A 7,446-nucleotide genomic window follows, 5' to 3' on the forward strand; every position below is an offset into this window, starting at 1 on the left:
GTGACTGAAGGGCAACCGTCGGCCCCGTCTGCATGCAGACGGGGGGTTCGAGAGTGCCGAGTTCATTCGGGGTGTCCTCGCCCATGGCTTGGACATCRTGGTCGGAGTGCGCTGCTCTCGGAAACTGGAGGMTGGGCGGCAGGTCCGTGACCTGATGGTCCGGGGAAGCCTGGTCAAGCCCTGTGGGCTTGACCAGACCATGTGCATCTCCTGGGTCTGGCTCTACCGGAACACCGAGCCGGAACAACGCTTCGTTATGTCCAAYCTCGACCTGGGCGGCAAGTACCTCGCTCGCATGGGGAAGCGCCGCTGGCGCATTGAAGCCTTCTTCAAAACGGTCAAGGGGAGATTCGGACTTGAACGCTTTGCTCAGCACGTCCCCGAAGTGCGGCGTCAAGCACTTCAACTGGAATTGAACGCGCTCGACGCGTTCCAGCACGCACTTTTTGCCCCTTCAACCTAAACTGCAAGATGTCAGTCAGGCCTCTTGAGACGTGCCCATGCGGGTTGTCATGCGGTCAGGGCACGGTTGAGGGCAACTATATCGTCATGCGTGAGTGGCGCGCTTTGGGTCATGAATGTCTTCATCAGTGCGTCGCGGTTCTGCGGTGCACGTTGCTGGTCGGCAGCGGTCACCGCCATCTGCAGTTCGTCCAACGGCAATTCAGTGCAGTATGCCGGGGTACCCGGCTGCTGTCGCCAGGAGTCGGCCAGCGTACCTGCATCCAAGGCGTCAAAGCCCGTGGCGTCCACCAATTGCATCGCTGTGGCTTTGGCGTCCGCGTCATCACCTGCCACTGGAAGGGCAATCCGTGCGGGCGTGCCAGCGGCCGTGCCTCGGTCTGTCAAGGTCTGTGCCAACACCGCGTTCCATGCTTTGATCACCGGTCGGCCAATCTGTTCACTGACCCAGACGCCTTCCGGTTTGCCCCCATCGACTTCCGCGATAGCCCCGTCACGGAAGGGATAGTAGTTCGACGTGTCGATGACCACGACATCCCTGGGAACTTCGTTGAAAAACCCTCTCAATTCCGTGTGACGGGCAAACGGAATCGACAGAATGATCACGTCCACGTGCTGAACTGCCTCTTCCTTGGTGACGGCGGTCGCGCCAATCTCGTGGGCAAGGTCGAGAATGGATTCCGGTCCTTTGGAGTTCGCGAGTTTGACCGTATGGCCCTGAGCAGCGAGCTTGCGGGCGAGGGTGGCGCCGATGTGGCCAGCGCCGATGATGCCGATGTTCATGGTTGACTCCTGGTGGTGCCTGAGCGGTCGTACCCACTCTGAATGAGGGTGCGGATGCGCCTGGCATCATCCGTGGAGCCTTCCCCCCGGATCCAGGCGATGGCGGCGGTGGCCAGGAACAGGTCACGCGACTGCACCTCGCTGCGGGTATGGCCGTGCAGTTGAGCCGCTTGGAGAAACTCATCTGTCATGGTGATGAGCTGATCGCAGGGGTAAGTCAGTGGATTGTCCGGTGCACTCGCCCGGGTCGCCGCCATCAGGGGTTCGGGGAGGCCGCTAAAGGCGTTGAGGTAGTCTTCTAGGGCACGCAACCACTGCTGCAGGGCCTCCTCCGGGTCGTCAATCTGGATCAGGCTCGCGCGTCGCGCGACCAATTCTTGGGAGTGGAGCTGTAGGACGGCAGCCAGCAGGGCCTCGCGGGTCGGGAAATGACGGTAGAGCGTTCCTGGTCCGATCCCGGCTTCCTTGGCAATGGCGTCCAGTGAGGTGCTGATGCCGTGCCTCTGAAAGTGACGTTGTGCGGTATCCAGGATCACCGTGCGGTTGCGGATGAAGTCGGTACGGGGTTTGCGTGAGGTGGCTTCCGTGAAGATCAGTCCTCCTTGCTGAAGTGAGTGGGGATGCTTTGACTCTGTGGAGACGCCCTCGGTCTTGAGCCTCCTTGCGTTTTGGAGACTGCCTCCGTATCATACCATATATGAAACGGAGAATTTCTCCAGATAGACGCATGATCCTTGGCATGCAATTCAGCAACGGTTACGGCTCGCAGCCCCACGCCTGGCGAATGCCGGGTGTCAGTCCCACCAGCGCCACAGATTTCGACGCCCAGGTGCGTTACGCTCAAGCAGCTGAAAGGGGAAAATTCCACTTCCTCTTCCTCCCTGACGGCCTGGGGGTGGATACCGACCTGTCGCACCAGCCTTCCATGTTCACCCTGGAACCGCTGCTGACCTTGGCGGCCGTCGCCCGCGCCACCAGCCGCATTGGGCTGGTCACCACAGCTTCCTCGACCTTTAACGAGCCGTACAACCTGGCCCGCATGTTCAAGACTCTCGACATCATGAGTCACGGACGCATAGGCTGGAATGTCGTGCCGACCTCCGACCCCACGGGTGCCGCCAATTTCGGACAGCAACCCCTCCAACGTCAGGAAAAGTACGAGCGCCTGCATGAAATGGTGCAAATCGTGCAGGCCTTGTGGGGCAGCTGGGGCCAGGATGCCTGGATTCACGATGCCGCGAACGGCCACTTCGCAGACACGTCCAAGATCCGGTCTATGAAGCTGCAAGGCCGTCACGTCGGTTCGCGGGGGCCGCTGCCCATCCCACCCTCGGAGCAGGGCCAGCCCGTGATCTTCCAGGCTGGTGGCGGCAACTACGGCCTACAGGTGGCTGGGCAATATGCCAGCGGCGTGATCGGCGCAACCTTCAGTATCGAGGATGCCCGCGCCCAGCGCGCGGCCCTGCGCCGGGCAGCCCAGGAAGCAGGCCGCAACCCCGACGAAATCAAGTTCTTTGCCGGTGTGATGCCTGCCATCGGCACAACCAGACGTGAGGCCATTGACCGCCGTCTTCAACTCGGCAAGGACATTCTGCCGTCACGGGTGCCCTACCTCGGACAGATGCTGGGTCTCCCGCTGTCGGTGGTCCGACTCGACGAGCCACTCAGCGCCCAGGAACTGGCAACCGCCCACCCTGTATCCGCCGATCCCCGCTCCGCGCAAGCCCTGAAGGTGGCCCGCGAGGGCTGGACCCTGCGTGAGATCCTTGCTCACGGGGTGATCGACTATCATCCAACCCCCGTCGGCACGCCCGAGGTGATCGCTGACCACATGCAGGAGTGGTTCGAGGCTGGCGCTGCGGACGGGTTCTGGATCTCTGTCGATGTCTACGAGGATGGCATCGACACCTTTGTCGACCAAGTGGTGCCCATCTTGCAGGAACGGGGCCTGTTCCACACCGACTATGAGGGTGCCACACTCCGGGACCATCTTGGGGTACCACAGCAGTACGGCCTCGACCTGCGCACCGCCGCCGTCACCTCATGACGGCTGGGCGGCTGTGCCTCACCCGTAGGACATTCCCCACCCCCCCTTCATCGCCGAGGCTGACTTCATGACTACTGATACCCGTTCCGTCGTTACACACACAAAACAGGAGGCGCACAACCGCGCCATGATCCTGGTTCTTCTGATCGCCACCTTCGTGGTGGTGTTGAACGAGACTATCGTGAACGTCGCCCTGCCTACCTTGATCGTCGACTTTCGCATTACCGCTGGCGTGGCGCAGTGGCTGGCCACTGCGTTCATGCTGACGATGGCCGTGGTCATCCCGATCACCGGCTTCCTGATGCAGCGCCTGACGTCGCGCACGGTGTTCTTCCTTGCGATGGGTACCTTCACGTCCCTGCACTCCTCACGGCGGCTGGGGGGCTCCCCCGCTGCTTAATCGCTACCCGCTAACCCCTCTCTCCCTCGGGCCCCCATGTGGGGCCTTTTTTCATGTCAGCACGTGGCCACGCTCCGGACACGCCATGCTGACTCATGTCCCTGACGCCCTGTGCCCGTGCACCACACGTCTCCACCCGGCGACCGCTCTCCCTCCCCGCCGGCGGCGGGAACCCTGCCGCATGATTGCCCCGATTGATCCGACCACCTACGCCGACGCCCTTGCCCGCATCCAGGCGCTCTGGAACGCCGGCGCCAGCCAGGTCGGCCATGCAGACCACGCCGAGTTTGAAGGTCTCTACGCCGCCCTCACGGTCTACGAGGTCGCCGAAGGCCTGAGTGCCCCCCAGCAGCAGTTTCAGATCGACACCCTCAACCGCCTCCAGTGGTTCGTCGGCAAGAAGACCGATCTCCAGAGCCGCAAGGTCCGCCTCAAAGCTCAGTACGACGCCATGCTCCGCGACATCGAGCGCAATGAAGAACACCTCGACTGGCGCTACGCGGCACAGGCCGAACAGGTCCTCCGATCCCATCTCGGCAAGGGACGCAGCCCGAAGCTCCTGACCGGGACCGTAGGCCTGCGCAAGAGTGCCGCCCGCGTCGGCGCAACGGACGATGCCGCACTCCTGCAGGCGCTCGAAGCCGCTGGGGGCGATCTCGCGACGGTGATCGAGCCCAAGATCAATCTCACTGCCCTCAACCGCCTGATCAAAGTCGAGGGCGACGTGGCCTACCTCGTCTCCGAGGGCACGGTCGCCGAGCTGCCCGGCCTGAGCATCAAGCCCGCCAGCGAGACCTTCTTTGTCAAAGCCGGCAAGGAAGGTGAGGATCAGGAGTAGTCACCCCCTATCCTGGGGCGACGACGTTATGACTCCTCCCTTCGATCCCTTGCTGAACGGACACGACCCCACCCCGGGGATCGTGTCCGTTCATGCCGACCTCTCCGGCCAGGCCCTCATCTGGCGCCGCGAGGACGGGCAGGTTACCTTCGAGCGCACCCGCTTCCGCTCTTGGCTCTATGCCCGCGATCTCACCGACGTCGAGCACCTGGGATCACGACTCGCCACCGACGATGACCGCGCCCCCTTCAGTGTCCGCGAGCTGCCAGGAGAGCCAGGCAGTCTGCGGTACCTCCTCACTGCCCACGACGGCCAGGCCCTCCGCCGCGCGGTCCTCGCGGGCGCCTCCCGCCGTCTCGGCCGCCCCATCACCAGCCTCCACGACCTCTNACCTCCTCACTGCCCACGACGGCCAGGCCCTCCGCCGCGCGGTCCTCGCGGGCGCCTCCCGCCGTCTCGGCCGCCCCATCACCAGCCTCCACGACCTCTTCGGCCAGGACTGGTCTGCCGGGCTGGTAGCGCGGGGGATTCCGCTCTGTGTCCGCCTGCGACTGGACACGCTGATTGACGACTGGCGGGCAGACGACTGGTGGGCTCGACTGAGACCAGAGGCCACTGGCCTCTGGTGTGAAGACCTCTTGGTGTACGGTCAGCCGATGAATGTCGTCCTGACGAAGACACCTGACGGCGAGGCCCTGATCATCGCCAGCAACACGGGCTCGGTCATGACGATCCAGGCCAGGTACCGCCGACGGTTCCGCATCGAGTGCCTCTTCCGTGCACTCAAGACCCAAGGCTTCAACGTCGAGAACACGCACATGACGCTCCACGATCACGTGGAGCGCCTGCTCTGTCTGCTGACCATCGCCTACGTCTGGTGCGTCCTGGTTGGCCTCCTGCAGGAGGCCAACTTCAAATCGCACGGTCGACGCGCTTGGAGTGTGGTGACCCTGGGGCTGCGAACGCTGGTCCGGAGCTTGGGTCGGCCAGAGGATCAGGCTGCTGTAGACGGTTTGTTCCTCATTGAGCTGTTGATGCCCTCTCAGACGGCGTTATAGAAGCTGTCGGGTACTGAGCCCAGATACTGCTCTTTACCATGCCGAATCGCGTTCAGGACGCCATTCGCTGCAAAGTGTCAGATGCTGAGGTCATGGCCACAAGAGATCGCCGACGCTGGGCACGGCATTGACTGGATCCGTGCCCAGCGTCGAGAGGGGGGGTATCTTATAGGCATGACTGATTGGCGAGAGGAGCTAAATGAGGCGCTTGCGCAGCAGGCCATCAAAAAAGAAGAAAAAAATCTCTCAAGCACAAGAAGGAAAAAAAGCCTATGGTGATTTTTTGGCTAATGTAGCTACTCCTGCATTTCAGGAACTTGCTGAGCAACTGAAGAATACGAAGCAGGTTACCGTGGGGAGCACGGGGGTGACCATCTTCGACATGCAGGGAAGGTTGGAGCTGGGATTTGAACTCGTAAGAGAGCCTTTACAGGGTTCTGGTATGTATTACGTTACCGTAAGAACGAAACACCAGGATAGAGATGGTCGAAGATACACTGCAGAAGGCTCATTTAGTAAAGTTATGGAGATGAATAAGGATGAATTTCTCTTAGCGTTAGTAAACAAGTATATATCGGAGATTAAATATAAATAACCGCGAATAGGGGTTGACTCAGGAGTTGCAGCTGCATAGGACGAAAAAAGCGCTCCCAGACGCGAGAGTCTGGGAGCGTCTACGTCACAGCCTCTTTGGGAGCGCGCTCGCATTCTGACAGACTGACTGCTGGCTGTCCCTGCCACCACCTATCAGCAACGCAGCCTCGGGGCAGCCCAGGCCCTGTTTCTCAATCTAGACGTGAAAACGGTGCTTCACCAAGCCGAGCTTGTCAGCGCCAGTGCCCTCAGTCGTTTCTTCAACGAATATGACTGGGATACCGCGGCGTGCTGGACCCTCCTGGGGCACGCCCAGTGGGATCTCCGGCTCCAGGCGGCCAAGCATAAACATCGTCCGCACCTGCGGCTGAGCGTCGACCTGACCAGCGTCCCGAAAACGGGACGCCAGCTGGTGTTCGTCCGCGTCTACAACGAGGTTCACGGTATCCATCTCGTCATCCTCTTCGCAAAGTCACGGGACGCTGAAGTTTCCGGTGGGCTACCGGGTGTACCGCGGCAAGGGGACCCCTACCCCCGTCACGCTTGCTCGTAACCTGCTGCGCACCGTTCCGGACACTATTCGCACCCGGTTCCGGGTGCGCGTCCTCGCCGACAGTGGATTTGAGGCCGCCGCCTTCCTGGACGAGGTTCAAATGCTGGGCTTTGAATTCGTGGTCGGTGTAGGGTCGACCCGGCGTACAGAGCATCCCGGCGGCGTCACCGTTGCGGATTGCCCGCATGGCGGGGATATCGAGCTCCAGAATTGGCCGCACGACACCTTGACGCTCGGCCGCGTTCAGCGCGGCCAGCGCGTGTTCCACGCGGTGTCCTCCGAGTTGATGGATGGTAACGAAGTGATCTCCGAGGGGGCGAAGCGCTGGCAGATTGAGTCGTTCTTCAAGGAGAGCACACACCAGTTCGGGCTGAATCGCTTCGCCCTACGGACCGCGCGGGGAATGGACCGGTGGCTCCTCTTGGTCTTCGTCGCCTGGACGCTGACCCTGCTGGACGCACAACCAGGTCAAACGCTGGCGAGCAGCGCACGTCGTGCGCTGCTCGCTCTTCAGCCGAAGCTTTATCTCAACCGGCTACTACACCTCTTCACGAAAAACGCGGAATTTCTCGGCCAGCACGGCTATTCATTGTCCTATGCGAGCTCAGTAGAGGACAACTTCATTTTTTACTGCTCCTGACGCTGAAAAAGGGCTGATGATCGCCTCCAGAAAGGTCACCAGTCGTTCTGGTTTCCAGCGCAGGGCATCGT

At 61.5% G+C, this 7,446-nt stretch carries 10 protein-coding genes; 7 read left to right on the plus strand and 3 right to left on the minus strand.

What is annotated here, in order from left to right; all coding sequences use genetic code 11:
- Positions 1-64 precede the first annotated feature (64 nt).
- Positions 65-463 (plus strand): transposase, encoded by a 399-nt coding sequence (locus ASF71_RS20335; protein ID WP_235514655.1) that lies wholly within the window; start codon positions 65-67, stop codon positions 461-463.
- 47 nt (positions 464-510) lie between these two features.
- Here ASF71_RS20335 and ASF71_RS20340 read toward each other — a convergent pair whose 3' ends face one another.
- Both ASF71_RS20340 and ASF71_RS20345 read right to left on the minus strand, forming a co-directional pair.
- Positions 511-1,245: an NADPH-dependent F420 reductase gene (locus tag ASF71_RS20340; protein WP_056303554.1), complete on the minus strand. Its 735-nt coding sequence runs from the start codon at positions 1,243-1,245 to the stop codon at positions 511-513.
- Positions 1,242-1,781: a TetR/AcrR family transcriptional regulator gene (locus tag ASF71_RS20345; RefSeq protein ID WP_235514654.1), complete on the minus strand. Its 540-nt coding sequence runs from the start codon at positions 1,779-1,781 to the stop codon at positions 1,242-1,244. The genes ASF71_RS20340 and ASF71_RS20345 overlap by 4 nt, the downstream gene beginning before the upstream one ends.
- A gap of 161 nt (positions 1,782-1,942) precedes the next feature.
- Here ASF71_RS20345 and ASF71_RS20350 point away from each other — a divergent pair, with 161 nt between their 5' ends.
- The 5 genes from ASF71_RS20350 to ASF71_RS24330 all read left to right on the plus strand — a co-directional run bounded on the left by ASF71_RS20350 (position 1,943) and on the right by ASF71_RS24330 (position 6,183).
- A complete protein-coding gene (locus tag ASF71_RS20350; RefSeq protein ID WP_056303558.1) occupies positions 1,943-3,292 on the plus strand; it encodes an NtaA/DmoA family FMN-dependent monooxygenase in 1,350 nt (449 codons plus the stop codon).
- Between the two features lie 67 nt (positions 3,293-3,359).
- Positions 3,360-3,692 carry an MFS transporter gene (locus ASF71_RS20355; RefSeq protein ID WP_082506268.1) on the plus strand — a complete coding sequence of 111 codons (333 nt, stop codon included), beginning with the start codon at positions 3,360-3,362 and terminating at the stop codon, positions 3,690-3,692.
- 181 nt (positions 3,693-3,873) lie between these two features.
- Entirely contained in the window at positions 3,874-4,530 is a 657-nt protein-coding gene (locus tag ASF71_RS20360; protein ID WP_056303562.1) for a host-nuclease inhibitor Gam family protein, read from the plus strand.
- A 725-nt stretch (positions 4,531-5,255) separates the two neighbouring features.
- Complete coding sequence (locus ASF71_RS20370; protein WP_235514656.1) at positions 5,256-5,588, plus strand: transposase; 333 nt, start codon at positions 5,256-5,258, stop codon at positions 5,586-5,588.
- Positions 5,589-5,787: 199 nt separating this feature from the next.
- On the plus strand, positions 5,788-6,183 hold the full coding sequence (locus tag ASF71_RS24330) for a hypothetical protein (protein WP_156373012.1): 396 nt from the start codon (positions 5,788-5,790) through the stop codon (positions 6,181-6,183).
- 195 nt (positions 6,184-6,378) lie between these two features.
- On the opposite strand, the gene ASF71_RS23250 is transcribed toward ASF71_RS24330, so the two are convergent.
- Complete coding sequence (locus tag ASF71_RS23250; protein WP_082506269.1) at positions 6,379-6,633, minus strand: hypothetical protein; 255 nt, start codon at positions 6,631-6,633, stop codon at positions 6,379-6,381.
- On the opposite strand from ASF71_RS23250, the gene ASF71_RS25415 reads away from it, so the two are divergent.
- Positions 6,632-7,375, plus strand: a complete 744-nt coding sequence (locus tag ASF71_RS25415; RefSeq protein ID WP_235514657.1) for a transposase — start codon at positions 6,632-6,634, stop codon at positions 7,373-7,375. The genes ASF71_RS23250 and ASF71_RS25415 overlap by 2 nt on opposite strands.
- Positions 7,376-7,446: the final 71 nt, after the last annotated feature.

It is taken from the genome of Deinococcus sp. Leaf326 (assembly GCF_001424185.1).
Taxonomy (GTDB): Bacteria; Deinococcota; Deinococci; order Deinococcales; family Deinococcaceae; genus Deinococcus.

Excerpts from the sequence above, each read along its gene's own strand:
- ASF71_RS20340 (WP_056303554.1), bottom strand. The coding sequence starts at position 1,245 with ATGAACATCGGCATCATCGGCGCTGGCCACATCGGCGCCACCCTCGCC.
- ASF71_RS20350 (WP_056303558.1), top strand. The coding sequence starts at position 1,943 with ATGAAACGGAGAATTTCTCCAGATAGACGCATGATCCTTGGCATGCAA.
- ASF71_RS20355 (WP_082506268.1), top strand. The coding sequence starts at position 3,360 with ATGACTACTGATACCCGTTCCGTCGTTACACACACAAAACAGGAGGCG.
- ASF71_RS20360 (WP_056303562.1), top strand. The coding sequence starts at position 3,874 with ATGATTGCCCCGATTGATCCGACCACCTACGCCGACGCCCTTGCCCGC.
- ASF71_RS20370 (WP_235514656.1), top strand. The coding sequence starts at position 5,256 with ATGACGATCCAGGCCAGGTACCGCCGACGGTTCCGCATCGAGTGCCTC.
- ASF71_RS24330 (WP_156373012.1), top strand. The coding sequence starts at position 5,788 with ATGAGGCGCTTGCGCAGCAGGCCATCAAAAAAGAAGAAAAAAATCTCT.
- ASF71_RS23250 (WP_082506269.1), bottom strand. The coding sequence starts at position 6,633 with ATGGATACCGTGAACCTCGTTGTAGACGCGGACGAACACCAGCTGGCG.